The organism is Phaeacidiphilus oryzae TH49, assembly GCF_000744815.1.
GTDB classification, from domain to species: Bacteria; Actinomycetota; Actinomycetes; order Streptomycetales; family Streptomycetaceae; genus Phaeacidiphilus; species Phaeacidiphilus oryzae.
The window spans coordinates 2,375,440-2,401,750 of the sequence record NZ_JQMQ01000005.1 but is presented as its reverse complement, the minus strand read 5'-3'; the positions used below and the strand labels follow the sequence as shown (position 1 = coordinate 2,401,750).

At 73.8% G+C, this 26,311-nt stretch carries 24 protein-coding genes; 18 read left to right on the top strand and 6 right to left on the bottom strand.

The genetic code is table 11. From position 1 onward, the window contains the following. Nucleotides 1-156: 156 nt before the first annotated feature. From BS73_RS14570 to BS73_RS14560, 3 genes are read left to right on the top strand one after another with little or no spacing between them, the layout of a single operon-like run. Nucleotides 157-1,035 (top strand): lysophospholipid acyltransferase family protein, encoded by an 879-nt coding sequence (locus BS73_RS14570; RefSeq protein ID WP_063836992.1) that lies wholly within the window; start codon nt 157-159, stop codon nt 1,033-1,035. Further along, on the top strand, nt 1,032-2,033 hold the full coding sequence (locus BS73_RS14565; protein WP_037572521.1) for an NAD(P)H-dependent glycerol-3-phosphate dehydrogenase: 1,002 nt from the start codon (nt 1,032-1,034) through the stop codon (nt 2,031-2,033). Before BS73_RS14570 ends, BS73_RS14565 begins: the two co-directional genes overlap by 4 nt. A 26-nt stretch (nt 2,034-2,059) precedes the next feature. Continuing rightward, nucleotides 2,060-3,265, top strand: coding sequence for a D-alanine--D-alanine ligase family protein (locus BS73_RS14560; protein ID WP_084704063.1), 1,206 nt, complete (start codon nt 2,060-2,062; stop codon nt 3,263-3,265). Between the two features lie 96 nt (nt 3,266-3,361). Here BS73_RS14560 and BS73_RS14555 read toward each other — a convergent pair whose 3' ends face one another. Further along, nucleotides 3,362-3,961: a DUF3515 family protein gene (locus BS73_RS14555; protein ID WP_051939940.1), complete on the bottom strand. Its 600-nt coding sequence runs from the start codon at nt 3,959-3,961 to the stop codon at nt 3,362-3,364. Nucleotides 3,962-3,980: 19 nt separating this feature from the next. After that, nucleotides 3,981-4,214, bottom strand: a complete 234-nt coding sequence (locus BS73_RS14550) for an Lrp/AsnC family transcriptional regulator (RefSeq protein WP_037572517.1) — start codon at nt 4,212-4,214, stop codon at nt 3,981-3,983. Between the two features lie 238 nt (nt 4,215-4,452). Between BS73_RS14550 and BS73_RS14545 the strand changes: the two genes are divergently transcribed. From BS73_RS14545 to thiD, 3 genes are all read left to right on the top strand, one after another. Further along, on the top strand, nt 4,453-5,421 hold the full coding sequence (locus BS73_RS14545) for a thiamine-phosphate kinase (RefSeq protein WP_037572514.1): 969 nt from the start codon (nt 4,453-4,455) through the stop codon (nt 5,419-5,421). A 126-nt stretch (nt 5,422-5,547) separates the two neighbouring features. After that, on the top strand, nt 5,548-6,576 hold the full coding sequence (locus BS73_RS14540; protein WP_037572512.1) for an ATP-dependent 6-phosphofructokinase: 1,029 nt from the start codon (nt 5,548-5,550) through the stop codon (nt 6,574-6,576). A gap of 23 nt (nt 6,577-6,599) precedes the next feature. Next, nucleotides 6,600-7,394 (top strand): bifunctional hydroxymethylpyrimidine kinase/phosphomethylpyrimidine kinase, encoded by a 795-nt coding sequence (gene thiD / locus BS73_RS14535; protein ID WP_037572510.1) that lies wholly within the window; start codon nt 6,600-6,602, stop codon nt 7,392-7,394. Between the two features lie 325 nt (nt 7,395-7,719). On the opposite strand, the gene rpmB is transcribed toward thiD, so the two are convergent. Then, nucleotides 7,720-7,905, bottom strand: a complete 186-nt coding sequence (gene rpmB / locus BS73_RS36205; RefSeq protein ID WP_084704061.1) for a 50S ribosomal protein L28 — start codon at nt 7,903-7,905, stop codon at nt 7,720-7,722. Between the two features lie 189 nt (nt 7,906-8,094). On the opposite strand from rpmB, the gene BS73_RS14530 reads away from it, so the two are divergent. The 9 genes from BS73_RS14530 (at nt 8,095) to mutM (ending at nt 17,313) form a co-directional block, all read left to right on the top strand. Further along, nucleotides 8,095-9,771 carry a DAK2 domain-containing protein gene (locus tag BS73_RS14530; RefSeq protein WP_037572508.1) on the top strand — a complete coding sequence of 559 codons (1,677 nt, stop codon included), beginning with the start codon at nt 8,095-8,097 and terminating at the stop codon, nt 9,769-9,771. A 60-nt stretch (nt 9,772-9,831) separates the two neighbouring features. Then, on the top strand, nt 9,832-12,042 hold the full coding sequence (recG, locus tag BS73_RS14525) for an ATP-dependent DNA helicase RecG (RefSeq protein WP_037572504.1): 2,211 nt from the start codon (nt 9,832-9,834) through the stop codon (nt 12,040-12,042). 130 nt (nt 12,043-12,172) lie between these two features. Next, nucleotides 12,173-12,787, top strand: a complete 615-nt coding sequence (rsmD, locus tag BS73_RS14520; protein WP_037572502.1) for a 16S rRNA (guanine(966)-N(2))-methyltransferase RsmD — start codon at nt 12,173-12,175, stop codon at nt 12,785-12,787. Between the two features lie 6 nt (nt 12,788-12,793). Then, a complete protein-coding gene (coaD, locus tag BS73_RS14515) occupies nt 12,794-13,285 on the top strand; it encodes a pantetheine-phosphate adenylyltransferase (RefSeq protein WP_037572499.1) in 492 nt (163 codons plus the stop codon). Nucleotides 13,286-13,410: 125 nt separating this feature from the next. Next, nucleotides 13,411-14,583: a hypothetical protein gene (locus BS73_RS14510; RefSeq protein WP_037572496.1), complete on the top strand. Its 1,173-nt coding sequence runs from the start codon at nt 13,411-13,413 to the stop codon at nt 14,581-14,583. A 232-nt stretch (nt 14,584-14,815) separates the two neighbouring features. Next, the gene (locus tag BS73_RS14505) at nt 14,816-15,427 is read left to right on the top strand and encodes a YceD family protein (RefSeq protein WP_051939939.1); all 612 of its coding nucleotides are present in this window, start codon (nt 14,816-14,818) and stop codon (nt 15,425-15,427) included. A 2-nt stretch (nt 15,428-15,429) separates the two neighbouring features. Continuing rightward, nucleotides 15,430-15,603, top strand: a complete 174-nt coding sequence (gene rpmF / locus BS73_RS14500) for a 50S ribosomal protein L32 (RefSeq protein WP_037572492.1) — start codon at nt 15,430-15,432, stop codon at nt 15,601-15,603. Nucleotides 15,604-15,622: 19 nt separating this feature from the next. Then, the gene (gene rnc / locus BS73_RS14495; RefSeq protein ID WP_037579623.1) at nt 15,623-16,402 is read left to right on the top strand and encodes a ribonuclease III; all 780 of its coding nucleotides are present in this window, start codon (nt 15,623-15,625) and stop codon (nt 16,400-16,402) included. Nucleotides 16,403-16,452: 50 nt separating this feature from the next. Beyond that, nucleotides 16,453-17,313 carry a bifunctional DNA-formamidopyrimidine glycosylase/DNA-(apurinic or apyrimidinic site) lyase gene (gene mutM, locus BS73_RS14490; RefSeq protein ID WP_037572488.1) on the top strand — a complete coding sequence of 287 codons (861 nt, stop codon included), beginning with the start codon at nt 16,453-16,455 and terminating at the stop codon, nt 17,311-17,313. A 24-nt stretch (nt 17,314-17,337) separates the two neighbouring features. On the opposite strand, the gene BS73_RS14485 is transcribed toward mutM, so the two are convergent. From BS73_RS14485 to BS73_RS38755, 3 genes are read right to left on the bottom strand one after another with little or no spacing between them, the layout of a single operon-like run. After that, nucleotides 17,338-19,479: a bifunctional polysaccharide deacetylase/glycosyltransferase family 2 protein gene (locus BS73_RS14485; protein ID WP_037572487.1), complete on the bottom strand. Its 2,142-nt coding sequence runs from the start codon at nt 19,477-19,479 to the stop codon at nt 17,338-17,340. After that, nucleotides 19,407-20,264, bottom strand: a complete 858-nt coding sequence (locus BS73_RS40345) for a hypothetical protein (protein WP_152617613.1) — start codon at nt 20,262-20,264, stop codon at nt 19,407-19,409. Before BS73_RS40345 ends, BS73_RS14485 begins: the two co-directional genes overlap by 73 nt. A gap of 55 nt (nt 20,265-20,319) precedes the next feature. After that, nucleotides 20,320-21,213: a CAP domain-containing protein gene (locus BS73_RS38755; protein ID WP_051939938.1), complete on the bottom strand. Its 894-nt coding sequence runs from the start codon at nt 21,211-21,213 to the stop codon at nt 20,320-20,322. A gap of 164 nt (nt 21,214-21,377) precedes the next feature. On the opposite strand from BS73_RS38755, the gene BS73_RS14475 reads away from it, so the two are divergent. The 3 genes from BS73_RS14475 to BS73_RS14465 all read left to right on the top strand — a co-directional run bounded on the left by BS73_RS14475 (nt 21,378) and on the right by BS73_RS14465 (nt 26,268). Beyond that, nucleotides 21,378-21,659, top strand: a complete 282-nt coding sequence (locus BS73_RS14475) for an acylphosphatase (protein WP_037572485.1) — start codon at nt 21,378-21,380, stop codon at nt 21,657-21,659. 409 nt (nt 21,660-22,068) lie between these two features. After that, nucleotides 22,069-22,272 (top strand): hypothetical protein, encoded by a 204-nt coding sequence (locus tag BS73_RS14470; protein WP_037572482.1) that lies wholly within the window; start codon nt 22,069-22,071, stop codon nt 22,270-22,272. A 315-nt stretch (nt 22,273-22,587) separates the two neighbouring features. Further along, nucleotides 22,588-26,268, top strand: coding sequence for a chromosome segregation SMC family protein (locus BS73_RS14465; RefSeq protein WP_037572480.1), 3,681 nt, complete (start codon nt 22,588-22,590; stop codon nt 26,266-26,268). The last annotated feature ends 43 nt before the right edge of the window (nt 26,269-26,311 follow it).

The window sequence follows — 26,311 nt, the reverse complement described above, 5'->3', positions numbered from 1 at the left end:
GCGAGTGCTGTGCGTCACGCCCGGACCCGCTGCCGAGTCACTTTCTCGACAGTAGGCCGGACCGGGGCGACACTTGTGCGGTTGCTCCCCGGGCCTTCGGGCCGGGGGGACCCCAGTGCGCGGCCCGACCGGCCGCTGAGGACGAGGAGGACTTCGGTGGCCCGCCGCAGATACGGCTTCTGGTACCGCCTGGCGGCTGTGATCGCCAAGCCCCCGCTGATCGCCATCGCCAAGCGGGACTGGCGAGGACTGGAGAACATCCCCGCCGAAGGCGGTTTCCTGACCGCGGTGAACCACAATTCCTATCTCGATACCGTGGTCTATCCGCATTTCCAGTACAACACCGGGCGCCCGGCCCGCCTTCTCGCCAAGGCCGCGCTGTTCCGGGTGCCGGGCCTGAAGTGGGTCATGAACGGCACCGGAATGATCCCGGTGTACCGCGGCACGGCCGCCGCGACCGACGCCTTCCGCGGCGCCGTCGACGCGGTGCACGCCGGCGAATGCGTGGCCTTCTTCCCGGAGGGCACCCTCACCCGCGACCCCGAACTCTGGCCGATGACCGGCAAGACCGGAATCGCCCGGGTCGCGCTGGCGACCGGCGCCCCGGTGATCCCGATCGCCCAGTGGGGCGGCCACCTGATCATGCCGCCGTACGCCAAGGGCGGGAAGGGCCACCGCCGGTTCAACTACCCGCCGCGCGGCACCGTCCATGTGCTCGCCGGGCCGCCGGTCGACCTGACGCGCTTTCAGGACCGCGAGGTCACCCCCGAACTGCTCCGCCAGGCCACCGACGCCATCATGGACGCGATCACCGAGCTCCTCGAGGAGCTGCGCGGGGAGAAGGCCCCCGAGGGCCGCTGGGACATGCGCCGCAAGACCCGCGTCCCGCGCGCCGGCGCCGGTGCCGGCGCGGCGCCGGGGGCCGCCCCGACGGCCCCGACGGCCGTGCCCGAGCAGCAGGCTGACGCCCCCTCGGAGGCGGAGCCGAAGCCCGACGAGACCGTGACCGGCGAACCCGAGGAGGAAGCCCAGTGACCACCCGCTGCGCCGTGTTCGGCTCCGGATCGTGGGGCACCGCCTTCGCGATGATCCTCGCCGACGCCGGCTGCCAGGTGTCGCTCTACGGCCGCCGGCCCGAACTCGTCGAAGCGATCCGCACCACCCGCGCCAACCCCGAGTACTTCCCCGAGCTGCGGCTGCCGGACACGGTGGAGCCGACCGCCGACCCCGCGGAGGCCGCGGACGGCGCCGAGTTCGCGGTGCTCGCCATCCCCTCGCAGACGCTCCGCGGCAACCTGGCCGCCTGGGCGCCGCTCCTCCCGGCGGACTCGGTCTTCGTCTCCCTGATGAAGGGCGTCGAACTCGGCACGGCGAAGCTGATGAGCCAGGTCATCGCGGAGGTCGCGGACGCCAGTCCGGAGCGGGTGGCGGTGGTCTCGGGGCCCAACCTGGCCAAGGAGATCGTCGCCCGCCAGCCGGCCGCCGCGGTGGTCGCCTGCCGGGACGAGGCGGTCGCCCGGAACCTCCAGGCGGCCTGCCACACCGGCTACTACCGCCCGTACACCAACACCGACGTGATCGGCTGCGAACTCGGCGGCGCCGTCAAGAACGTCATCGCCCTGGCGGTGGGCATCGCGGACGGCATGGGCCTGGGCGACAACTCCAAGGCCTCGCTGATCACCCGCGGCCTGGCCGAGACCACCCGGCTCGGCATCGCGATGGGCGCGGACCCGCACACCTTCGCCGGCCTGGCCGGGATGGGCGACCTGGTGGCGACCTGCTCCTCGCCGCTCTCCCGCAACCACACCTTCGGCACCAACCTCGGCCGGGGGATGACCCTGGAGCAGACCATCGCGGCCACCCGACAGACCGCCGAGGGCGTCAAGTCCTGCGAGTCGGTGCTCGAACTCGCCCACCGGCACGGGGTGGACATGCCGATCACCGCGACCGTCGTCGACATCGTCCACGAGGGCAAGCCGCCGCTGGTGGCGGTCAAGGAACTCATGGCACGCTCGGCGAAGGCCGAACGCTAGGCCCCGGCAGTACCGCAGGGTAGTCTCTGCCGGGTTATGACGAACGAGCCCAACGCCCCTACCTCCCACAGCGCCCCCTCCGGGGACGGCCCCGGGCCGCCGGCCGCGCCGGCCGCGCCGGTCGCAAGCCGCGGGTCGCGGTGGTCTTCGGCGGCCGCAGCTCGGAGCACGCCATCTCGGTCTCCACGGCCGGCAGCGTGCTCCGCGCGATCGACCGGGACCGCTACGACGTCGTGCCGATCGGCATCACCCTGGACGGGCGCTGGGCGCTCACCGCGGACGAGCCGGCCCGGATGGCCATCACCGAGGGCCGCCTGCCGAGCGTCGCGGAGATCGCCGAGTCCGCCGAGGGCGAGGTGGCCCTCCCGGCCAACGCCACCTCCCGCGAACTCGTCTACACCGAGCCGGGATCGGTGCCCAAGGCGCTGGGCGAGGTGGACGTCGTCCTCCCGCTGCTGCACGGCCCGTGGGGCGAGGACGGCACCGTCCAGGGCCTGTTCGAGCTCTCCGGGGTGCCGTACGTCGGCGCGGGCGTGCTGGCCAGCGCGGTCGGCATGGACAAGGAGTACACCAAGCGGGTGCTGGCCTCCTTCGGCCTGCCGATCGGCCCGTACACGGTGGTCCGGCCGCGCGAGTGGGAGACCGCGGACGGCCGCGAGGCCACCCTCTCCCGGATCGCCGGACTCGGCTTCCCGGTCTTCGTGAAGCCCGCCCGGGCCGGCTCCTCGATCGGCATCAGCAAGGTGCACTCGGTCGAGGACCTGCCGGCGGCGATCGAGGCCGCCCGCGAGCACGACCCGAAGATCATCGTCGAGGCCGGGGTGGCGGGGCGCGAGCTCGAGTGCGGCGTCCTGGAGTTCGAGGACGGCCCGCGCGCGAGCCTTCCGGCGGAGATCCGGATCGCCGAGGGCTACGACTTCTACGACTTCGAGGCCAAGTACATCGACTCGAACGAGGTCCGCATCCCCGCGGAGCTGACCGAGGAGGAGACCGGGCGCCTCCGCGCGCTCGCGGTCGAGGCCTTCGAGGCGCTCTCCTGCGAGGGCCTGGCCCGGGTCGACGTCTTCCTCCAGGAGGACGGCGGCTACGTCGTCAACGAGGTCAACACGATGCCGGGCTTCACTCCGATCTCGGCCTTCCCCCGGATGTGGGAGGCCACCGGCGTGCCCTATCCGGAGCTGATCGACCGCCTCCTCCAGGCGGCGCTGTCCCGCTCCACCGGCCTCCGCTGACCCCGCGCGCCCCTTCGCGCCGCAGGCGCGCTGAAGGGGCGCGGGGAATTGGCCCAGGGCGGGGACGCCGACGCGCGGCGGCCCGACCCGCGGCGGCTACGCGCAGTCGAACTGCTTCGCCGGGTCCACGGGGTCGTTACGGGAGATCGCCGACGTCAGCTCCGGCAGCGGAGAGTTCCCCCCGGCGGCCGAGGCCGGGACCGTCAACTCGACGAAGACCCGCTGCTTGACGGTGGTGAAGACGGTCCCGCCCGCCTTCCCCTTCTGATCCACCCAGCACACCCCGTTGATGTCCTCGGCCTGAACCGTCGGGTCGTACGACGAGCTCTTCGGGTCCAGCACGGCCGGCGTCCCCACCCCGCACCGGAGCACCATCGCCGGATCCCCCCAGGCCGCCGCCGCGTCCGCGGACCCCGACCCGGCGCTCACCGGCCGCGAGTCCTCGCCGAGCAGCTTCCCCGGCAGCGCCGAGTGGACGGCCGCGCAGGTCCTCGCCGTCGCGCCGGTCAGCTTCGGGGCGTCGACCGGCAGCCGGTCGGCGAAGAAGGACCAGCAGACCCACAGCGCCACCACGACGACGGGCACGAAGAAGACGATCAGGTACTTCCGCAGCCGCCGCCGTTCGGCACTCCTGCGCTCGTCGGCCGGGGAGACGGAGGCGGCCCCGGCCGTGTCGGGGGACTGGGTGGTGGTCACCCGCCGATGGTATCCGCGCTCAGAGATGCACCACCGGGCAGGTCAGTGTTCTGGTGATGCCCTCCACCTGCTGGATCCGGGCCACCACCATCTTGCCCAGGTCGTCGACGCTGTCCGCCTCGGCGCGCACGATCACGTCGTAGGGACCGGTCACGTCCTCGGCCTGGATGACCCCGGGCAGCCCGGAGATCACTCCGGCCACCGCGGAGGCCTTGCCCACCTCGGTCTGGATCAGAATGTATGCCTGCACCACGGACGTCCTCCCGGCGGCTCACGAGCGGGGATCTTGCGGCGGGAGGCCAACCTACCGCGCGGTCGCCTGCGGCGGGGAGACCCGGCCCGCGTCGGCAGGGCGTACGCTGCGCGCGGGAACGCGAGCGGGCACACCAGGACGCACCACACCGGCAGCACACGGCACACCGGCAGGACACAGCACAGCGGCAACGGCGCGCGCGGGCGCAGCGAGCGCGTGGGAAGGACGGCGACAGCAGATGCAGGGCAGCGTGGGGGAGCTGGGCGAGTTCGGGTTGATCAGGGCGCTGACCTCCCGGCTGCCGCACGGGTCGGCCGTCGAACTCGGCCCCGGCGACGACGCGGCCGTGGTCTCCGCGCCGGACGGCCGCGTGGTGGCGACCACCGACGTCCTCATCGAGGGCCGGCACTTCCGCCGCGACTGGTCCACCGCCTACGACGTCGGCCGCAAGGCCGCCGCGCAGAACCTGGCCGACGTGGCCGCGATGGGCGCGGTCCCGACCGCCCTCCTCCTCGGCCTGGTCGCCCCGGCCGAACTCCCCGCCACCTGGGCGCTGGAGCTGATGGACGGCATCCGCGACGAGTGCCAGGTGGCCGGCGCCGGGGTGGCCGGCGGGGACGTGGTGCGCGGCGAGGCCATCACCGTCTCCATCACCGCGCTCGGCGACCTGGAGGGCCGGCCCCCGGTCACCCGCACCGGCGCCAAGCCGGGGGACCGGGTGGCGGTGACCGGCTGGCTCGGCTGGTCCGCCGCCGGGTTCACCGTCCTCTCCCGCGGATTCCGCTCCCCGCGCGCCTTCGTGGAGGCGCACCGCCGCCCCGAGCCGCCGTACCACGCGGGCCCCGCCGCCTCGAAGCTCGGTGCCACCTCGATGATCGACATCAGCGACGGCCTGGTCGCCGACCTCTCCCATGTGGCGGTCGCCTCCGGGGTGCACATCGACCTGCGGTCCGAGCTCTTCGACATCCCGGCCCAGATGAAGGACATCGGCCAGGCGGTCGGCGTCGACCCGCTGGTCTGGGTGCTCTCCGGCGGCGAGGACCACGCCCTGGTGGCGACCTTCCCCCAGGACGTCCAACTGCCCGCGCGCTGGCGGGTGATCGGCGAGGTCACCCGCCCGGCCGGGCTCTCCCGCCAGGGCGGCGTCACGGTCGACGGCGCGGCCTGGACCGACACGGCGGGCTGGGACCACTTCAACGCGCCCTGATCCCGCCGCCCCTCCCGCGCCGACTCACCCCGACGCGCGGGAGCAATCGGTGCGAAAGCGACGAACTCCGCCGAACCGCATAGTCTGACCCCCGTACCGGAACCGCTCGTCCCGACGGAGTCGACCATGCGCATCGGCGTTCTGACCAGCGGCGGGGACTGCCCCGGCCTGAACGCGGTGATCAGGTCCGTCGTCCACCGCGGCATCGCGGACCACGAGGACGAGATCGTCGGCATCGAGGACGGCTTCCTCGGCCTGATCGAGGGCCGCTCCCGCCGGCTCACCCTGGAGGACGTGCAGGGCCTCCTCACCCGCGGCGGCACCATCCTCGGCTCGGCCCGGGTCCCCCCGGAGAAGCTCCGCGACGCGGTCACCAGCCGGGCCGCCGAGCTGGCCGCCGCGCTCGGCATCGACGCCCTGATCGCGGTCGGCGGCGAGGGCACCCAGACGGCGGCCCAACTCCTCTGGGAGAACGGCCTGCCGGTGGTCGGCGTGCCCAAGACCATCGACAACGACATCGACGGCACCGACGTCACCTTCGGCTTCGACACCGCCGTCCACGTGGCCACCGAGGCCATCGACCGGCTGAAGACCACCGCCGAGTCCCACCAGCGGGTGATGGTGGTCGAACTGATGGGCCGGCACACCGGCTGGATCACCCTGGAGGCCGGGATGGCCGGCGGCGCTCACGGCATCCTCATCCCGGAGAAGCCCTTCGACATCGAGGCGGTCTGCCAGATGATCGAGGAGCGCTTCGCCCGCGGCAAGAAGTTCGCCATCGTCGCGGTCGCCGAGGGCGCCCACCCGGCCCCCGGCACCATGAACTATGAGCAGGGCGCCACCGACGCCTTCGGCCACCGCCGCTTCACCGGCATCGGCAACCGGCTCTCCATGGAGCTGGAGCATTGGCTGGGCAAGGAGTCCCGCCCGGTGATCCTCGGCCACACCCAGCGCGGCGGCACCCCGACCGCCCTGGACCGGGTGCTCGCCACCCGCTTCGGCTGGCACGCCGTCGAGGCTGTCCACGCGGGGGACTACGGGCAGATGGTCGCGCTGCGCGGCACGGAGATCCACCGGCTGCCGATCGCCGAGGCGGTCGCCCGGCTCAAGACCGTCCCCGAGTACCGCTGGCGGGAGGCCGAGGCGGTCCTCTGACCGGGCTGAACTAACTTGGGGGGATGACTGCCCCCGTGCCACCACGCGTCCTGACCATCGCCGGCTCCGACTCCGGCGGCGGCGCCGGAATCCAGGCCGACCTCAAGACGATGCTCGCCCTGGGCGCGCACGGAATGAGCGTGGTCGCGGCCGTCACCGCGCAGAACTCCCTCGGCGTGCAGGGCGCCTGGGAGCTGCCGGTGGAAGCCGTGGTGGCGCAGTACCGCAGTGTGGTCGACGACATCGGCGTCCAGGCGGTCAAGACCGGCATGCTCTCCTCGCCGGCCCTGGTCTCCGCCGTCGCCGACCTCCTCGCCGCCTCTCCGGCCCCGGTGGTCGTCGACCCGGTCGGCGTCTCCAAGCACGGCGACCCCCTCCTCGCGGCCGAGGCGGTCTCGGTCGTCCGCGACCGGCTGCTCCCCACCGCGACCGTCGTCACCCCGAACCTCCACGAGGTGGCCCAGCTCACCGGCGTCACGGTCGGGACCGAGGCCGACATGCCCGCCGCCGCGGAGGCGATCCTCGCGCTGGGCCCCCGCTGGGCCCTCATCAAGGGCGGCCACCTGGACGGCGAGGCCGCCGACCTCCTCACCGACGGCACCGCCGTCCACTGGTACCGCTCCCCGCGTTACGACAACCGCCACACCCACGGCACGGGCTGCACCCTCGCCTCCGCGATCGCCACCCGCCTGGCCTTCGGCGACGCCGTCCCCGAGGCCGTGGCCGCCGCCAAGTCCTACATCACCGGCGCGATCGCCGCCGGCTTCCCCCTCGGCGAGGGCATCGGCCCGGTGGACCACGCCTGGCGCTGGCGCTGAGCAGCCCCGCAAAGTTGCGCAGCAACTTCAGGGGCGCGGGGAACTGCGCGCCCGGCCAGCTACGGCGCCGCACTCGCCAACGGCTACTGGGCTGCATCCCGAACTCCGTTGCCGAGTGCGGCAGAGTGCCTGGCCGGGCGCGCAGTTCCCCGCGCCCCTGGATTCGCCCTGCGGGCTTCATCCCGGGGCAGCCGAGCGGGGTCCGGGGCGCAGCCCCGGGAAACGGGAAGGGGCGGGGCCGGGGCAGGAAACCAGAAAGGCCGGCCCCCCGCGAGGGGAACCGGCCTTCAGGAAAGCCCGAAAAGAGGGAGGACCCCCGCGGACGTTACCGCGAGACCTTCCCAGCCTTCAGGCACGAGGTGCAGACGTTGAGCCGCTTCGGCGTGCGCCCGACCGTGGCACGCACCGTCTGGATGTTGGGGTTCCAACGACGGCGAGTGCGACGGTGCGAGTGCGAGATGTTGTTGCCGAAGCCCGGCCCCTTGCCGCAGACGTCGCAGTTGGCAGCCACGGGAAACTCCAAAGACTTCAGATGCACTTGCGTATGAACGCCCGGCCTGGGCCGGGCAACCGGAGCAGCATACATCCGCCACTGCCGTACAACGAAACTACCATGCGTTCCGACCTGCCCTGACACGAGCGCCGAAGCGGACAGTAGCCTGCGAGGGCCGGAGCCCGCCGTTCCCCGAGGAGAATCCTGGTGCTGGACTCGCTCGACGCTCCCACCGTGCGCACCTGGTGCCGGCTCGCCCTGGAGGCGCTGGGCCAGGCCCGGGAGGAGATCGACGCGCTCAACGTCTTCCCCGTCCCGGACGGCGACACCGGAACCAACCTCTACCTCACCGTCGAGGCCGCCGCCCGGGAGGTCGACCGCCTCTTCCGGGACACGCCCCCGCAGGACCCGCCCGCCCTCGCCGAGGCCACCCGCGCCATGGCGCACGGCGCCCTGCTCGGCGCCCGCGGCAACTCCGGGACGATCCTGGCCCAGTTCCTCCGGGCCATATCGGCCGCGCTCACCCCCGACCCGGCCGACGCCCCCGCCCTCCGCAAGGCCCTCCGCGCCGCCGCCGCGGCCGGCTACGAGGCGGTCGCCCGCCCCGTCGAGGGGACGGTGCTGAGCGTGGCCGCCGCCGCCGCGGAGGCCGCCGAGCGGGCGGCCGAGCGCCACGGCCCGCACGGCGACACCCTGGCCGCCACCGCCCGCGCCGCCCACGAGGGCGCGCTGGTGGCCCTCGCCCGCACCCCCGAGCAGCTCGACGTGCTGGGCCGGGCCGGGGTGGTGGACGCCGGCGGGCGCGGGCTGCTCGCCGTCCTCGGCGCCCTCGCGGACGCCGTCGCGGGGGACACCCCGATGGGCCCGCTGGCCCTCTCCGGCGGATCCGCCGTCCGGCTGCTCGCCGAGCGGCCGCCGGTCGCCCACCAGGGACCGGCGTTCGAGGTGATCTACCTCCTCGACGCCGCCGACGACGCGATCCCCGCCCTCAGGGAGGAGCTCGAAGCCCTTGGCGACTCCCTGGTCGTGGTCGGCGGCGACGGGCTGTGGAACGTCCACGTGCACACCGACGACGCCGGCGCCGCCGTCGAGGCCGGCATCGCGGCCGGCCGGCCGCACCGGGTGCGGATCACCCACTTCGGCAGCGCCCGGCCGGCCACCCCGGCCGCGACCGCCGCCGCCGCGGCCGAGGCCGCGGCCGGCACCCCGCCCCAGGGCCGCCGGCACCGTGGGGTGGTCACCGTCGTCCACGGCGAGGGCCTGGCCGCGCTCTGCGCGGAGGCCGGGGCGACCCTCCTCACCGCGGACCCGGACAGCCCCCCGTCCAGCGCCGAGCTGCTGGCCGCGGTCCGCCGGGCCCGGGCCCGCGAGGTGGTGCTGCTGCTCAACGACCCGGAGCTGCGCGCCGCCGCCGGAGTCGCCGCCGACCAGCTCCGCGAGGAGGGGGTGCGGGTCGCGGTGATCCCCACCCGCTCGCCCGTGCAGGGACTGGCCGCCCTCGCCGTCCACGAGCCGGGCCGCGGCTTCGACGAGGACGTGGTGGCGATGACCTCGGCGGCCGGCGCCACCCGGTACGCCGAACTGGCCGTCGCCGAGGGGGAGTCCTGGACGATGGCCGGGGTCTGCCAGGCCGGCGACGTCCTCGGCCTGATCGACGGCGACGTCGCCGTCATCGGCGCCGACCCCGGCGGCACCGCCACCGCCGTGCTGGACCGGATGCTCGCCTCCGGCGGCGAGCTGGTCACCCTGGTCCTCGGCGACGCCCTTCCGGAGGGCTGCGGCGAGCGGCTCCAGGCCCACCTCCGCAGCACCCACCCGGTCGTCGACACGGTCGTCTACGAGGGCGGCCGCAGTGCCCCGCTGCTGCTCATCGGGGTCGAATGACCCGGCGGGAAGACGGCGGCGGGCCCGGACTGTCACCGGGATGGTGTTCCATAAGACCCGATGACCACCACGCACACGGTCCTTGACGAGCCACTGAAGAAGCTCGTGGGCGGCGACTCGGCGAAGACCCTGGCCGCCCATCTCGACCTGCACACCGTCGGCGACCTCCTCCACCACTACCCGCGCCGGTACGCGGCCCGGGGCGAGCTCACCCGCCTCGACAGCCTCGAACTGGACGAGGAGGTCACGGTCGTCGCCGAGATCGAGAAGTGCGAGCTGATCCCGTTCCGCGGCCGCAAGGGCAACCGCCTCCAGCTCACCGTGACGGACGGCCACGGCCGCCTCGCGCTGACCTTCTTCAACCAGCCCTGGCGGCAGAAGGAGCTCAGGCCCGGCCGCCGCGGCCTCTTCGCCGGCCAGGTCACCGCCTTCAACCGGGTGCGCCAACTGACCAACCCCGACTACCAGTTGATGGACGGCGACGAGGGCGAGGCGATGGCCGCCAAGTTCGCCAACCGGCTGATCCCGGTCTACCCGGCCGCCGCCAAGGCCCCCTCCTGGAAGATCTCCAACTGCGTGGAGATGGCCCTGGACAGCCTCTCCGCCACCGGCTGGGAGGGCCTCGGCGAGCCGCTGCCGGACGCCCTCCGGGCCGATCGCGGCCTCCTCCCGCTCCCCGAGGCTCTGGAGCTGATCCACCGCCCCCGCACCCAGGACGACGTCGAGCGCGCCAGGTCCCGGCTGAAGTGGGACGAGGCCTTCGTCCTCCAGGTCGTGCTGGCCCAGCGCAGGGCCGGCGAGTCCGCGCTGACCGCGACCCCGCGCGAGCGCCGCCCGGACGGGCTGCTCGCCGCCTTCGACGAGAAGCTCCCGTTCACCCTCACCGAGGGCCAGCGGAAGGTCGGCGAGGAGGTCTTCGACGACCTGGCCGGCACCCACCCCATGCACCGGCTGCTCCAGGGCGAGGTCGGCTCCGGCAAGACCCTGGTCGCGCTGCGGGCCATGCTCTCCGTGGTCGACGCCGGCGGCCAGGCGGCGCTGCTCGCCCCCACCGAGGTGCTGGCCCAGCAGCACCACCGGTCCATCACCGAGATGCTGGGCGAGCTCGCCGAGCGGCCCAGCCTCCTCGGCGGCTCCGAGCTGTCCACCGAGGTCGTCCTCCTCACCGGCTCGATGGGCGCCGCCGCCCGCCGCAAGCCGCTGCTCGACCTCGCCACCGGCGAGGCCGGGATCGTCATCGGCACCCACGCGCTGATCGAGGACGTGGTGCGGTTCCACGACCTGGGCCTGGTCGTGGTCGACGAGCAGCACCGCTTCGGCGTCGAGCAGCGCGACGCCCTCCGGGCCAAGGGCGACACCACCCCCCACCTGCTGGTGATGACCGCGACCCCCATCCCGCGGACGGTCGCCATGACCGTTTTCGGCGACCTGGAGACCTCGGTCCTCGACCAGCTGCCGGCCGGTCGCTCGCCGATCGCCACCCACACCGTCCCCGCGCTGGAGAAGCCGCACTTCCTCAGCCGCGCCTGGGAGCGGGTCCGCGAGGAGGTCGGCAAGGGCCACCAGGCCTACGTGGTCTGCCCGCGGATCGGCGACGAGGAGGACGACCCGAAGAAGGCGAAGGGCGGTAAGGAGAAGGCCCCGGCCGACGACCGCCGCCCCCCGCTGGCCGTCCTGGACATCGCCGAGCAGCTGCGCACGGGGCCGCTCTCCGGCCTCCGGGTGGAGATCCTCCACGGCCGGATGGCACCGGACGCCAAGGACGACGTGATGCGCCGCTTCGCCGCCGGCGAGGTCGACGTGCTGGTCGCCACCACCGTGATCGAGGTGGGCGTCAACGTCCCCAACGCCACCGCCATGGTGATCATGGACGCCGACCGCTTCGGCGTCTCCCAGCTCCACCAGCTGCGCGGCCGGGTCGGCCGGGGCTCGGCCCCCGGCCTGTGCCTGCTGGTCAGCGAGGCCCCCGGCGGCTCGGGCGCCCGCCAGCGGCTGGAGGCCGTGGCGGCCACCCTGGACGGCTTCGAGCTGTCCCGGATCGACCTCGAACAGCGCGGGGAGGGCGACGTCCTGGGCGTCCACCAGTCCGGCGGCCGCTCCTCCCTCAAGGTCCTCTCCGTCCTCCAGGACGAGGAGGTCATCGCCGAGGCCCGCACCGAGGCGACCGCCCTCATCGCCGCCGACCCCGACCTCGCCGACCACCCCGACCTCCGGGCCACGGTCACGGGCATCCTCTCCGCGGACCGCGCGGACTACCTCGACAAGGGCTGACCGCGCCCAGGCGGGCCGGCGCCGCACCGCAGGACACCCCGGGGGCCGGTGCGGGGCCCCGGTTTCGGGAAGGGGCGGGGTTGGGGAAGGATTGCGCCCGAGCCACCCGCACCACGCAGAGGACCGCCCCATGACCCGCGTCATCGCCGGTACCGCCCGCGGCCGACGCCTCGCCGTCCCGCCCGGCACCGGCACCCGCCCCACCTCCGACCGCGCGCGTGAAGGCCTCTTCTCGACCTGGGAGTCGCTCCGCCGCGGCACCCTCCACGGCGCCCGCGTGCTGGACCTCTACGGCGGCTCCGGCGCGGTGGCCCTGGAGGCGCTCTCCCGGGGCGCGGCGCACGCCCTCATCGTCGAGGCCGACGCCAAGGCCGTCCGGACCATCCGGGAGAACGTCCGCGCCCTGGGCCTCCCCGGCGCCGAGGTCCGCTCCGGCAAGGCCGAGCGGGTCATCGCGGCCGACCCGCCGGCCACCCCCTACGACCTGGTCTTCCTCGACCCGCCGTACGCCGTGGCGGACGCCGTCCTGCGCGAGATACTGATCACACTCGCCCGCGGGGGCTGGATCGCCGACGGCGCGGTCGCCACGGTGGAACGCAGCACCAGGGGCGGCGAATTCTCTTGGCCGGAGGGGTACGAAGGGGTACGGGAGCGTCGCTACGGCGAAGGCGCCCTCTGGTACGGTCGCGCCGCCCATCCGGCTGCTGACCAGGCCGAACCAGAGTCGCCGAGGCCCGAGAGGTAGGACCAAGTGGAACGCCGCGCCGTTTGTCCCGGATCCTTCGACCCGATCACCAACGGACACCTCGACATCATCGAGCGAGCCTCCAGGCTCTATGACGTGGTGCACGTCGCCGTGCTGATCAACAAGTCCAAGCAGGGCCTGTTCACCGTCGAGGAGCGGATCCAGCTGATCAAGGAGGTGACCGCCGAGTACGGGAACGTGGTCGTCGAGTCGCACCACGGTCTGCTGGTCGACTACTGCAAGGACCGGGAGATCCCGGCCATCGTCAAGGGCCTCCGCGCGGTCAGCGACTTCGACTACGAGCTGCAGATGGCCCAGATGAACAACGGCCTGACCGGCGTCGAGACGGTGTTCATCCCGACCAGCCCGACGTACAGCTTCCTGTCGTCCTCGCTGGTCAAGGAGGTCGCCACCTACGGGGGCGACGTCTCCCACCTGGTGCCGGAGAGCGTGCTGCGCAGGCTCATCGAGCGCATCGCGGAGCGCAGGCAGAGCTGACGCACCGACAGAACCCCGCCGCACCCCTGGCGGTGGTCGTACTGTGTCCTCCACACAACAGCTATTCGGCTGACCCGAATACGGCTGACTCGACTGACAGCTGACAGCGAAGGACCGGGGCTCTCGTGGACGTGCAGCAGAAACTCGACGACATCGCGGCGACGGTGCGCGGCGCCAAGTCCATGCCGATGTCCGCGTCATGCGTCGTCAACCGCTCCGAGCTGCTCGCGATGCTGGAGGAGGTCCGGGGCTCGCTCCCCGACGAGCTGCTGGTCGCCCAGCAGACCCTGGCCGAGCGCGAGGAGCTGGTGGAGGCCGCCCGCAGGGAGGCCGAGCAGATCATCCACGGCGCCCACGGCGAGCGCGGGGCGCTGATCTCGGAGACCGAGGTGGTCCGCCGCGCCCAGGCGGAGGCCGACCGGGTGCTGGCCGAGGCCCGCGCCGAGGCCGAGGAGCAGCGCCGCTCGGCCGACGACTACGTGGACGCCCAGCTGGCCAACTTCGAGGTGGTGCTCAACAAGACGCTGGGCGCCATCGGCCGCGGCCGGAACAAGCTGCGCAACGGCGGCCTGCCGGTCCCCGGCGAGGAGCAGGCGGAGGACGGCGAGGAGTTCACCCCGGACCCGTACCGCAGCCCCAGCCCCGAGGTGGACGAGTACGTCGACGCCAAGCTGGCGACCCTGGAGACCGTCCTCGGCAAGACCCTGGAGGCGGTCGGCAAGGGCCGCGACAAGCTGACCGGCAAGGCCCCCATCGACGAGCTGGGCGCCTACCTCGCCGAGGCGGACGCCGGCCACCCCGGCCGGGCCTCGGAGATCGCCGCGGCCCTGGCCGAGGCCGGTCTGACCGGTGACCCGGAGCCGGTCCCGGCCGCCCAGTCCGCCGGCCGATCCGGCGCCGACCAGCACGCGGTCGACCCGCACCCCGCCGACCAGCAGCAGTGGTACACCGACCCGGTCGACCCCGCCGCCGGCTGGCCCGGCCACCAGGACGTCCAGCAGCCCGACTACGGCTACCAGCAGCAGCCCTACCAGGACTACGGCTCGCCGGCCGGCTACGAGCAGCAGGCCGCCGACCCCTACGCGGCCGGGTACGCCCAGCAGGCCAACGCCTTCCCGCCGCAGCAGTACGACTATCCGGCCGCCGCCGGCTACCCCGACTCCGGCTACCAGGGCCAGCACGGCGCCGACCCGCACCAGGCCGACCAGCACGGCCGCCAGCCGCAGGGCCTGGACGAGACCAGCCTCTTCGACACCGGCTTCATCGACATGAGCCGGCTCAAGGAGCTCGGCGGCTGACCGCCGGGGGTCGGCCGCCGGCGGTCGGCCCAGCTCAGCGGGGTCGTGACCGGCGGAGTTGGGCTGTCCGGGACTGTCCGGTATCCTGACCGCTCCGGCCTGTTCAGCGCCGGGGATTTCGGCTGCCCGTCAGTCGGCAGATCACTTCGCCAGCAGTTCAAGCGTCTCGGTCCTCGCCGTGCGCCGTAGAGAGCAGGAAGCCCTGAACCGCCTCGACCACCGCGATCCGCTCGTGTTCGACACACACGAGCTGGGCCGTCGTCCCGGTGCGATGCGCGAGGTCTCCCGTTCGGTGCCGGCTCCCGAGGACTTCGGGATCGATGTGATCGGCGTGCCCCAGGGCAGCCCCGTAGAGCTGGACGTCCGACTGGAGTCGGTGGTCGAGGGAGTGCTCGTCACGGGCACTGCCGAGGCCGGGATCAAGGGCGAGTGCGTACGCTGTCTGGAGCCCGTCGAGCACGACGTCGACGTGGACTTCCAGGAGCTGTACTACTACCCGGAGGTCGCCGACCGGATCGTCGCCGAACTGGCGGAGTCCGGCGACGACGCCGAGTCGGAAGACGAGACTTACCGGCTGGAGGGCGATCTCTTCGACCTCCGACCGGTGCTGCGGGACGCGGTGGTGCTCGCACTGCCGCTGCAGCCGGTGTGCCAGGACGACTGTCCGGGCCTGTGCTCCGAGTGCGGAGCGCGCCTGGCGGACGACCCGGACCACCACCATGACGCCGCCGACCCCCGGTGGGCGGCTTTGCAGGGACTCTCCGCCGCCCCGAGCGACGCCGAGGGTGACGGAATCGAGAACAGCGGTACCGGTGACGGTGCCGCCGAGAACCAGGAGAAGTAGCCGTGGCTGTTCCGAAGCGGAAGATGTCGCGCAGCAACACGCGCCACCGCCGTTCGCAGTGGAAGGCTGCGGCGCCGGCCCTGGTGGCGTGCGACCGCTGCCACGAGCCGAAGCTCTCGCACATCGCGTGCCCGAGCTGCGGCACCTACAACCGCCGTCAGGTCCTCTCGGTCTGATCGGCTGGTGACGCGCGCTATGGCAGACGGGACTGCGACTCCTCCCAAGGCAGCCGACGAGACCGACGCTGCCAAGCGCACGGCGCCGCGACGCGCCGACACCGCGTACGACGCCCTGGAGGGATCGTTCGGTTACCAGATCGAGCGATCCCTTCTGGTGCGTGCGCTGACCCACCGCTCGTACGCGTACGAGAACGGCGGGCTGCCCACCAACGAGCGCCTGGAGTTCCTCGGCGACTCGGTGCTGGGCCTGGTGGTCACCGACACCCTTTACCGCGTCCACCCGGACCTGCCGGAGGGCCAGCTGGCCAAGCTCCGCGCCGCGGTGGTCAACTCGCGCGCCCTGGCGACGGTGGCGCGCAGGCTTCAGCTGGGCCGGTACATCAGGCTCGGCCGCGGCGAGGAGGGCACCGGCGGCCGCGACAAGTCGTCCATCCTCGCCGACACCCTTGAGGCGATGATCGGCGCGATCTACCTCGACAAGGGCCTGGACGCGGCGTTCGAGCTGGTCCACCGCCTCTTCGACCCGCTGATCGAGGAGTCCTCCAACCTCGGCGCCGGACTCGACTGGAAGACCTCTCTGCAGGAGCTGACCGCCGCGGCGGGCATCGGCGTCCCGGAGTACGTGGTCTCCGAGGCCGGCCCCGACCACGAGAAGACCTTCACCGCGTACGCGCGGGTGGCCGGCGTCGACTACGGCACCGGCGAGGGCCGCTCCAAGAAGGAAGCCGAGCAGAAGGCCGCGGCCTCGGCGTACCACGCCATCCGCGAGGCCTACCCCAAGGCAGTCGCGGAGTAGCGCGCCGGCCCGGGAGACGGGCAGGGGCGGGGCTGGGGGAGAATCCAGGCATGCCCGAGCTGCCAGAGGTAGAAGTCGTCCGCCGCGGACTAGCCCGCTGGGCGAGCGGCCGCACGATCCGCGAGGTGGCGGTCCTCCACCCCCGCTCCGTCCGCCGCCACATCGCCGGCGCGGAGGACTTCGCCGCCCGTCTCGTCGGGGTCACCCTCGGCGAGGCCACCCGCCGCGGCAAGTACCTCTGGCTCCCCCTGGGCGGCGAGCCCAAGGGAGCCCTCCTCGGTCACCTCGGCATGAGCGGGCAGCTGCTGATCCAGCCCGAGGACGCCCCCGCCGAGACCCACCTCCGGGTCCGGATCCGCTTCGCCGACGAGGCCCGCACCGAGCTGCGCTTCGTCGACCAGCGCACCTTCGGCGGCCTCAGCGTCGAGGACACCGGCCTGGACGGCCTGCCGCTCTCGGTGTCCCACATCGCCCGCGACCCGATGGACCCGCTCTTCGACGAGGCCGCCTTCCACGCCGCCCTGCGCCGCCGCCGCACCACCCTGAAGCGGGCGCTCCTCGACCAGACCCTGATCAGCGGCGTCGGCAACATCTACGCCGACGAGGCGCTGTGGCGCGCCCGCCTCCACTTCGACCGCCCGACCGGGACCCTCGCCCCCGCGCGCAGCGCCGAACTCCTCGCCGCCGTACGGGAGGTGATGTCGGCGGCGCTCGCCGTCGGCGGCACCAGCTTCGACAGCCTCTACGTCAACGTGAACGGCGAGAGCGGCTACTTCTCCCGCGACCTGGACGCCTACGGCAGGGAGGACCAGCCCTGCCGGCGCTGCGGGACGCCGATCCGCCGGGTGCCGTTCATGAACCGCTCCAGCTACTACTGCCCGCGCTGCCAGCGCCGCCCCCGGCAGGTGTGACCTTCGGCCAGGCCCGGCCCCCGGTCAGGCCTGGCTCCGCGCCTCCGCCCCCGGGAGGCTGCCGTAGCGCTCCATCCGCTGCCACCGCAGCCGCGTCCCGGCCAGCGCGGTGACCACGGACTGGATGACCACCAGGTACATCAGCTGCCGGTAGACGAACTGCTGGAGCGGCAGGCTGAGCAGCGCGCCCGGCCGCTCCAGGTCCAGCCGGAAGGCGTAGAGCCCCATCAGCAGCTGGATCGCCATGAAGCCGAGCCAGAGGCCGATCACCCGCACCGGGTCGAGGTAGACCAAGCCGTAGACGCTGAACACGTCGACCGCCGGGGCCAGCAGCGGCAGCAGCACCTGGAAGAGCAGCAGATAGCCGAGCCCGCGGCGGCCGAGCCGCCCGGCGGCCCTGCGCTCCACCATCGAGCGGCGGTGCTTCCACATCGCCTGCATGGTGCCGTAGCACCAGCGGTAGCGCTGCCGCCACAGGGCGCCGAGCGAGGCCGGCGCCTCGGTCCAGGCGACCGCGTCCTCCTCGTAGACCACCCGCCAGCCCTGCCGGCAGAGCGCCATGGTGAGGTCGGTGTCCTCGGCGAGGGTGTCGTCGCTCACCCCGCCGATGGCGAGGAGCGCGCTGCGGCGGAAGGCGCCGACCGCGCCCGGCACGGTCGGCATGCACTCGCCGAGGTCGAAGAGCCGGCGGTCCAGGTTGAACCCGACCACGTACTCGATGTGCTGCCAGCGCCCCAGCAGCCCGCCGCGGTTGACCACCTTGGCGTTGCCGGAGACGGCGCCGACCCAGGGATCGGCGAAGGGCTGCACCAGGGTGCGGACGGTCTCCGGCTCGAAGACGGTGTCCCCGTCGACCATCACCACCAGTTCGCAGGAGGCCGCGGCCAGCCCGGTGTTGAGCGCCGCCGGCTTGCCGGAGTTCGGTTGCCGGACGACCCGCACCCCGGGCAGCCGCAGCGCCTCGACGATGTCGGCGGTGCCGTCCGTCGAGCCGTCGTCGACCACGATCACCTCGACCGGGTGGTCGGAGGCGAGCAGCGAGCGCACCGAGGCCTCGATCCCCGCGCTCTCGTTGTACGCCGGGACGATGACCGTGACCGGCGCGGTGACCGGCGGCCCCCAGGTCCGGCCGCGCCGCCTCACATGGCGGCGGGCGGCGGCCACCGAGGCGATCGCGCGGAGGACGGCGAGCCCGCCCGCCGCGTACATCAGCCAGCCGAGGAGCTTGATCACCCAGGCGCTGGCGTGCAGCACCCAGATCAGCGCCACGCCCTGGAAGTGCTCGAACCCGCCGGCCGGCCGCACCGGGTCGGCCATCCCGACGGACTGGCTGACCGTCTCGAACCGGTAGCCGCGGTGGGTCAGTTCGGGCAGCAGCCGGGCCAGCGCGGCCACGCTCTGCGCCCGGTCGCCGCCGGCGTCGTGCATCAGCAGGATCTCCCCGGCCGGGCCGGCGGGCGTGGCGTTCGCGACGATCCGGGCGACCCCGGGGCGGGTCCAGTCCTCGCTGTCCCGGGTGGTGAGGACGGTGAGGTAGCCCTGGCGGCCGGTCTCCCGCATCACGCGCCAGTCCTTGTCGTCCACCGCGTCGTTCTCCGAGGAGTAGGGCGGGCGGAGGAGGGAGGTGGTGACGTCCGCCGCGCCGGCCATCGCGAGCTGGGTCTCGCTCAGCTCCACCCGGGCCAGCCAGGAGGGGATGTCGCCGAGGTCGGGGTGGGTGAAGGAGTGGACGCCGATCTGGTCGCCGTCCGCGACGATCCGCCGCACCAGCTCGGGGTGGGCCGCCACCTGGGAGCCGACCACGAAGAAGGTCGCGTGGACATGGTTGCGGCGCAGCACGTCCAGGATCCTCGGGGTCCACGTCGGGTCGGGGCCGTCGTCGAAGGTGAGGGCGATGGTGTGGCTCCGCGGCCGGGCGCTGTGCGGAGCGGCGCCGGAGGCGTCCACCACCGGGCCGCCGTGGGAGACGCTCGCCGGGACCGCCTCCGCCGGGCCCTGGGCGCCGGCCAGGCTGTCGTTGCTCACCCCGAACATGTGCTGGGTGTAGCCCTGGATGAGGAGGGCCACCGTCAGCGCCGTGAGCAGCACGCCCATCAGCAGCCAGTGGGTGCGGACGGGCACCTGGCGGGCTCTCGGCCGTTTCGGGGCGCGGTGGTCTGCGGGCATGGCGGAGGGTCCTCGGGGTGTGCGGAGGCGGCCGGCGGGGGCGTCGCGGCGGGTCGGCCGCGGTCAGCCGCGGTGGCGCTGGCCGGGGGTGGAGGGGAGCGCCTTGGCGGAGTGGGTGCTCTGGCCGTGGGTGGTGGGGGACGCGGAGGCGGAGGGCGTGGGGGCGGCGGAGGGAGCAGCGGTCGTCCCGCCGGCGGTGGGCGCGGCGGTGCCCGGGGCGGTGGTGGGGGTGGCGCCCGTGGCGCCGGTGGCGCCGGTTCCCGCTCCGGCGGCGGTGCCGGGTCCGGGGCCGCTCCCGGCGGCGGTCGTGCCGCCCGCGACGCCGGAGCCGGCGGCGGAGCGGCCCCGGAGGGCGCGGCCGACTCGGTGCCGGAGGCGGCGGCGTGGCCGCTCTCGTGCTGCGGCGCGGCGGGCAGTGGGAGGAACGGCGAGCTCACGGTCGGGCCGCCGATCACCGTGCTGACCAGCAGGACCACATAGCCGGCCAGCGGCAGCGCGGCCAGCCGCGCGGCCCGGCGGACCATCCGCTGCCGGCGCCCGCTGCCGTCCACGAAGACCGGGCCGGCGGCGGCGCCCTCCTCCTGCCCGGGCGCTCCGACGGCCGGCGGCGGCCCGGTCGGGACGGCCTCCGGCAGCACGGCGGTCTGCTGCTCGCCGTACGGGTACGGGTAGTCGTACGGGTAGGGGGCCGTCGGCGCGTACGGGGCGTCGTACCCGCCGCCGTACTCCCAGGTCCCCTGCTGCGGCGGCACGTCGGGCGGCTGCTCCGTCGGCCTTCCGTTCACAGGTATCCACTCCACAGCGCCGGGACCTTACCGTATCTCCACAAGGCGGCGAGGTTCAGAAGCCGAAGTCCTCGGTCCACCAGGGCCCGTCCGGGCCGTAGGCGACGCCCACCCCGAGGGAGTGGTAGGAGCAGTCCAGGATGTTGGCGCGATGCCCCGGGCTCTTCATCCAGGCCGCCATCACGGCCTGCGGCGTCGGCTGGCCGCGGGCGATGTTCTCCCCGCCGAGGTTGGTGATCCCGGCCTGCGCGGCCCGCTGCCACGGCGAGCGGCCGGACGGGTCGGTGTGGCCGAGGACACCCTGGGCGGCCATCTCCCCGCTGAGCGCGGAGGCCAGGCCGGTGAGCGCCGCGGAGTCGGCGAGGCTGCCGCAGCCGTGCCTGGCGCGCTCCCCGTTGACCAGCCGCAGCACCTCGGCCTCCGCCGCGGCCGCCTGCGCGGCGGAGGCGCGGCCGGGCGCCCCCGGGCCGGGCGCCGCGGAGGCGCTCGCGGAGACCGACGGGGCGGCGCCCGGCGCGGTGCTGCTCGCAGCGGCCCCGCCGCCGCTCGGCGAGGCGCTGGCGGAGGCCGGGGAGGCGGGCGCGGCGGAGGGCGCCGGACCGCCCGCAGGGCCCGAGCGGCTCGGACGCCCGGCCGTGCGGGAGGAGCCGGTGGAGGGGGTACGGGCCGCCGTGTCCTGCCGCCCGGTCGGCAGCGGGTTGCCGTACGAGGCCGCCGGATCGCCGGCGACCAGCAGGCTCTTGGGCAGCCCCGGCGGGGCCGGCAGGGCTCCGCTGAAGACGCCCCCCGCCCCGGCGGCCAGCAGGGTGCACCCCGCGACCAGCGCGATCCGGGCGGGCTGGAACGTGGCCGGGACTATCCGGCCGGTGGCGTCACGGCCGTGGCGGGCTCGGTGGCCACGGGTGGTACGACGGCCGTTCCCGCGTGAGGTACGTGCATGTCGCGCCATGGCTGATGCTGCCCTCCCAGCCCCCGTCCGCCCTCTTGGTGCCCCGCCGACGCGGTCGTCGGCGCGGTGTGCCGACGCAGTGTCAGGACTGTACGGCATCCCGGCGTGGCGGGTGGGAGGGACGGTACGGGAGAACGTTTCCCCGAGCACATAGGCTGTCCGCCATGGACGAGCAGGTGCGGATGACCGCCTGGGTGCGCGGTCGGGTGCAGAGCGTCGGCTTCCGCTGGTGGACGCGGGCCCGCGCGCTCGAACTCGGCGGGCTGACCGGCTACGCCTCCAACCTCTCGGACGGCCGGGTCCAGGTCGTCGCCGAGGGCGCCCAGCAGCGCTGCGAGGAACTGCTCGACCTGCTCCGCGGGGGCGGGACCCCGGGCCGGGTGGACGGGGTCACCGAGATATGGGCCGTCGCCGAGGGCGGCTACCAGGGATTCGCCATTCGGTGATTCGTCCAAGGACGGCGTGCCGAAGAGCGGGTGGCGATAAAGGCAACTGCCGCCGTCATGTGGTTGCGTTCCGCGCCCCACCGTGGTTCACTCCACACCATCAGTGATCGCAACGCCGCTGTTACCCCGGTCGAGACCGACGGGGAAGACCGGAAACGGGCGTCGCGAGGGTGCGAGAGCCGCCGCCCGGGCGTGAGGATACCGCCGAACGGGTAGAGGGGTCGCGGTCGCACGCAGTGATCGTGTTGACCCTTTCGGCGTTTGGTGAGACGCTGAAAGCCCGCGCACCCTAGCCTTCCGCTTCGCGATCGGCAAGCCCCGACCCGGTGAGCGAAGCCAAGCAAAGGGTGCGGACCCTCTAGACCCTACCTTTCATAGGTTGGTCACTCAGCGTGGAGGACCCTTCATCATGGCAAAGGCGCTTCTCGGTTACGTCGGCGGCCCCGACCCGCGACTGCTCGCCGAGATGCGACGTCTTCAGCAGCGTGTCCAGGACCTCGAGTCCGAGCTCAGCCGGGTACGGGCTGAGAACGAGACGCTGTCGGCCGTCGCGGAGCACGAGCAGATGTTCAACGACATCGACGTGACCCAGGCGGAGCCGGCCCTGACCTGATCCGACGTCGTCGTTGACGTCATCGACGATCAGGCGGCGGCTTCCGCCGAGTTTCTGCAAGGGACGCCCTAGTGGCGTCCCTTCCGTCTTCCGGGCCGTTTCTGTGGTTCCCCCGCTCGCCGTGCTGCCCCGCTGTTCGCTTCTCAAGGCTTCGATGCCCCTTACCGGCCTTGGTGAAACCGGGAGTTGACGGTGTGTTGACTGTCGGTGGCCGCTTCCCGCTCCGCCGCCGGATAGAGTCCGGGGAGGAATCCGGCCCTGCATCCGGCACGAGGAGGCATCCGGGAAGGGCGAGCGGGCAAGGGGAGTCGGCGCGTGCACCTGAAAAGCCTCACCCTGCGCGGGTTCAAGTCCTTCGCCTCCGCCACCACCCTGCGCTTCGAGCCCGGAATCACCTGCGTGGTCGGGCCGAACGGCTCCGGCAAGTCGAATGTGGTGGACGCCCTTTCCTGGGTCATGGGTGAGCAGGGCGCCAAATCGCTGCGCGGCGGCAAGATGGAGGACGTCATCTTCGCCGGCACGTCCGGGCGGGCCCCGCTCGGCCGCGCCGAGGTGGCGCTCACCATCGACAACACCGACGGCGCGCTGCCCATCGACTACGCCGAGGTCACCATCTCGCGGACGATGTTCCGCAACGGCGGCAGCGAGTACGCGATCAACGGCGACACCTGCCGGCTGCTGGACATCCAGGAGCTGCTCTCGGACTCCGGCATCGGCCGGGAGATGCACGTCATCGTCGGCCAGGGGCAGCTGGACTCGGTGCTGCACGCCGATCCGACCGGTCGGCGGGCGTTCATCGAGGAGGCCGCCGGCGTACTCAAGCACCGCAAGCGGAAAGAGAAGGCGCTGCGGAAGCTGGACGCCATGGAGGGCAATCTGACCAGGGTCAACGACCTGGTCGGGGAGCTGCGGCGGCAGCTGAAGCCGCTCGGGCGGCAGGCCGCCATCGCCCGCAGGGCCGCGGTGATCCAGGCCGATCTGCGCGACGCCCGGCTGCGGCTGCTCGCCGACGACCTGCTGACCCTGCGCCGGGCGGTGGAGGCCGAGGTCGCGGACGAGATGGCGCTGCGGGTCCGCCGGGACGGGGTCGAACAGGAGCTGGCCGGCGCCCAGCGGCGGGAGGCCGTGCTGGAGGCGCAGCTCGGGCAGCTGGGGCCGCGGGTGGAGCGGGCCCGGGAGGCCTGGTTCGCGCTGTCCTCGCTGGCGGAGCGGGTGCGCGGGACGGTCGGGCTGGCCGAGGCGAAGGTCCGGCACGCCTCCGCGCCGGCCGTCGAGGAGCGGCGCGGGCGCGACCCGGAGGAGATGGAGCGCGAGGCCGAGCGGATCCGCGAGGAGGAGGCCGCGCTCCAGGAGGCGCTGGAGGAGGCCCAGTACGCGCTGGCCGAGACGGTCGAGCGGCGGGCCGAGCTTGAGCGCGCCGCGACCGAGGAGGAGCAGCGGATAAGGGCGGCGGCGCGGGCGATCGCCGACCGGCGCGAGGGCCTGGCCCGGTTGCAGGGGCAGGCCAGCGCCGCCCGCGGCAAGGTGGCCAGCGCCGAGGCCGAGATCGGCCGGCTGGCCGGGGCGCGGGACGAGGCGCGGGAGCGCGCCGCCGCCGCGCAGGAGGAGTACGAGCTGCTGGCCGCGGAGGTCTCCGAGGCGGAGACCGGCGAGGCCGGGGCCGAGGGCGAGCTGGCCGCGCTGCGCGCCGAGCTGGCGGCCTCCGAGGAGGCCGTCTCGGCGGCGCGGGAGGCGTTGGCGCGGGCCGAGCGCGAGTCCGCGGCGGTGGGCGCGCGGCGGGAGGCGCTGGCGCTGGGGCTTCGGCGCAAGGACGGTACGGGGGCGCTGCTCGCCGCCGGCGACCGGCTGGCGGGTCTCCTCGGCTCGGCCGCCGAGCTGGTGACGGTGGCCCCGGGCGCCGAGACGGCGATCGCGGCCGCGCTGGGGGCCGCGGCCGATGCGGTCGCGGTGAACGGCATCCCGGCCGCGGCGGGAGCTCTGCGCCTGCTCCGCAAGGACGACGCGGGGCGCGCGTCGCTGCTGATCGCCTCCGAGACTGCCGCCTCGGACTCCGCGAGTGACGGGGCGATGCCGTCTGCGGCTGGGGGACCGGCTGGGCGCGCAGTTCCCCGCGCCCCTGATTTCGCGGCTTCGGCGCCGAAATCCGGGGCGCCGGATTTGCCGCCCGGAAGCAGCGCGCGCCACGCCGAGTCGCTCGTGTCCGCGCCGCCCGAGCTGCTGAGCGCCTTGCGCGCGCTGCTGCGGGACTACGTCGTCGTGGAGACCCTTGAGGAGGCGGAAGCCCTTGCCGCCGCGCGGCCGGAGCTCACCGCCGTGACCGCCGACGGCGACGTCCTCAGCGCCCGCTTCGCCCGCGGCGGCTCCGGCGGCGCGCCGTCGCTGCTGGAGACGCAGGCCGCCGTGGACGAGGCGGAGAGCGCCCTCGCCGAGCTGGCGGAGCGGACCGAGTCGCTGCGTGCCGCGCTCGCAGAGGCGCAGGCCCGCAAGCGCGAACTCGGCGAGCGGGTCGAGGAGTTGGCGAAACGTCACCGCGCCGCCGAGAAGGAGCGCTCCGCGCTCGGCCAGCGGCTCGGCGGGCTCTCCGGAGCCGCCAAGGCCGCCGCCGGCGAGGCCGACCGCTTGGCCGCCTCGGTCGAGCGGGCCGAGCAGGCCCTCGCCGAGGCCGCCGAGCAGGCGGAGGAGCTGGCCGCCCGGGTCGAGGCCGCCGAGGAGGCCCAGGGCGACGGGGACGAGGAGCCGGACACCGCCGAGCGGGACCGCCTCAACGCGGAGGCCTCCGCCGCCCGCCAGGCCGAGATGGAGGCCAGGCTCGCCGTCCGTACCCACGAGGAGCGGGTGCGGGGGCTGTCCGGCCGTGCCGACTCGCTGGACCGGGGCGCGCGCGCCGAGCGCGAGGCGCGTGCCCGGGCCGCCGCGCGGGCCCAGCGGCGCGCGGAGGAGGCGCGGGTCGCGCAGGCCGTCGCGGACGGCGCTCAGCAGCTGCTGGTCTTCGTCGAGGCCTCCCTCGAACGCGCCGCCGCCCGCCGTACCGCCGCCGAGAAGGTGCGCGCCGAGCGCGAGCAGGAGCTCGCCCAGCAGCGCTCCCGCGGCCGGGGGCTCAAGGAGACCCTGGACAAGCTGACCGACTCGGTGCACAAGGACGAGGTGCTGCGCGCCGAGAAGCGGCTGCGGATCGAGCAGCTGGAGGCCAAGGCGCTGGAGGAGCACGGCGTCGAGGCGGACGTGCTGATCGCCGAGTACGGGCCGGAGCAGCCGGTCCCGGCCTCCCCCGAAGAGGGCGCCGAAGGCGTCGAGGGCGGGGAGGGCGCGGACGGCGCCGGGGCCGGGACCCGCCCCTTCGTCCGCGCCGAGCAGGAGAAGCGGCTGAAGGCGGCCGAGAAGGCGTACGCCCAGCTCGGCAAGGTGAATCCGCTGGCCCTGGAGGAGTTCGCGGCGCTGGAGGAGCGGCACAAGTTCCTCAGCGAGCAGCTGGAGGACCTCAAGACCACCAAGCGCGACCTCCTCGGCATCGTCAAGGACGTGGACGAGCGGGTGGAGCAGATCTTCACCGCGGCCTACGAGGACACCGCCCGGGAGTTCGAGGGCGTCTTCTCCCGGCTCTTCCCTGGCGGCGAGGGCCGCCTGGTGCTCACCGACCCGGACGACATGCTGGCCACCGGGGTCGAGGTGGAGGCGCGCCCGCCGGGCAAGAAGGTGAAGCGGCTCTCGCTGCTCTCCGGCGGTGAGCGCTCGCTGACCGCGGTCGCCCTGCTGGTGGCCATCTTCAAGGCGCGGCCCAGCCCGTTCTACGTGATGGACGAGGTCGAGGCTGCGCTGGACGAGACCAACCTCCGCCGGCTGATCGCGATCATGGAGGAGCTCCGGGACTCCTCGCAGCTGATCGTGATCACCCACCAGAAGCTGACCATGGAGTCCGCGGACGCCCTCTACGGCGTCTCGATGCGCGGCGACGGCATCTCCCAGGTGATCAGCCAGCGGCTGCGCGAATCGGCCTGACCGGCCTCTTCCGGGCATTCTTGACCCACGGACATCAAACCTT

What these genes read in the sequence shown, in the direction of transcription:
- BS73_RS14545 (WP_037572514.1), top strand. Translation starts at nt 4,453, where the DNA reads ATGCAGGGCAGCGTGGGGGAGCTGGGCGAGTTCGGGTTGATCAGGGCG.
- BS73_RS14540 (WP_037572512.1), top strand. Translation starts at nt 5,548, where the DNA reads ATGCGCATCGGCGTTCTGACCAGCGGCGGGGACTGCCCCGGCCTGAAC.
- thiD (WP_037572510.1), top strand. Translation starts at nt 6,600, where the DNA reads ATGACTGCCCCCGTGCCACCACGCGTCCTGACCATCGCCGGCTCCGAC.
- recG (WP_037572504.1), top strand. Translation starts at nt 9,832, where the DNA reads ATGACCACCACGCACACGGTCCTTGACGAGCCACTGAAGAAGCTCGTG.
- rsmD (WP_037572502.1), top strand. Translation starts at nt 12,173, where the DNA reads ATGACCCGCGTCATCGCCGGTACCGCCCGCGGCCGACGCCTCGCCGTC.
- rnc (WP_037579623.1), top strand. Translation starts at nt 15,623, where the DNA reads ATGGCAGACGGGACTGCGACTCCTCCCAAGGCAGCCGACGAGACCGAC.
- mutM (WP_037572488.1), top strand. Translation starts at nt 16,453, where the DNA reads ATGCCCGAGCTGCCAGAGGTAGAAGTCGTCCGCCGCGGACTAGCCCGC.
- BS73_RS14485 (WP_037572487.1), bottom strand. Translation starts at nt 19,479, where the DNA reads ATGCCCGCAGACCACCGCGCCCCGAAACGGCCGAGAGCCCGCCAGGTG.
- BS73_RS38755 (WP_051939938.1), bottom strand. Translation starts at nt 21,213, where the DNA reads ATGGCGCGACATGCACGTACCTCACGCGGGAACGGCCGTCGTACCACC.
- BS73_RS14475 (WP_037572485.1), top strand. Translation starts at nt 21,378, where the DNA reads ATGGACGAGCAGGTGCGGATGACCGCCTGGGTGCGCGGTCGGGTGCAG.
- BS73_RS14470 (WP_037572482.1), top strand. Translation starts at nt 22,069, where the DNA reads ATGGCAAAGGCGCTTCTCGGTTACGTCGGCGGCCCCGACCCGCGACTG.